This is a genomic window from Oleiphilus sp. HI0086, assembly GCF_001635225.1.
The window spans coordinates 1-700 of record NZ_LWFZ01000227.1 but is presented as its reverse complement, the minus strand read 5'-3'; the positions used below and the strand labels follow the sequence as shown (position 1 = coordinate 700).

The following is a 700-nucleotide window of genomic DNA, read 5'->3' as shown; positions in this document are numbered from 1 at the left end:
ATCAAGTCCAAGCTGGCGAAGAGTGGAGCCAAGAAACAATTAATTGGGAACGAACACGCGTTGAAAGCTATCTATTGAGTGAGTTCGAAGCACTATGCGAACAAAAAATAGATATCATCGTTTCACACTTACATCGCTGGCTATATTCTCTGCCGAGTAATACCCCCATCGACAATAAAGAGAACTACCTTACATGTAGTGAAAAAATACACCTCAGTGGAGACTATCTTGCCACGAATCAATCCCGCCACGGACTTGAGTGCGCCTATTTAAGTGGCATATCGGTAGCAAAACAGATCTAATTTCATTCGGCCTGCGTATGATATACAAGGTTCGTAGTATAAGATATTGGCAACATAAAATAGCAACAAAAAGGGATAATATAAGATGACGCAAGAACATTTACTCAACCTAATCTGGTTTAGAAGTGATCTAAGGGTTTATGATAACCCGGCGCTTTCGGCTGCCATGTCATCCGGGCCTAGCATTGCTGTTTATGTGATATCTGAAGAAACCTGGGATGCCCACAATGAGTCGCCAGCTAAACGATCTCTTATCCTGCGCCAACTAGAAATACTCTCTGGCGCTCTCAGCGAGCTTAACGTTCCCTTTTATGTTCTTACAGCAGAATCCATGCAAAAACTGGAATCGAGTATTTCTGAGTTTGCCAGCCAGCTGAAAGTTTCTCACCTTTTCTACA

At 42.6% G+C, this 700-nt stretch carries 2 protein-coding genes; both read left to right on the top strand.

Features of this window, described 5'->3' with window-relative positions:
- Positions 1-302: hypothetical protein (locus A3756_RS27120; RefSeq protein WP_197481128.1), on the top strand; the 302-nt coding region annotated here is incomplete at its 5' end.
- An 85-nt stretch (positions 303-387) separates the two neighbouring features.
- On the top strand, positions 388-700 hold a 313-nt coding region (locus A3756_RS02960), incomplete at its 3' end, for a deoxyribodipyrimidine photo-lyase (RefSeq protein ID WP_197481127.1).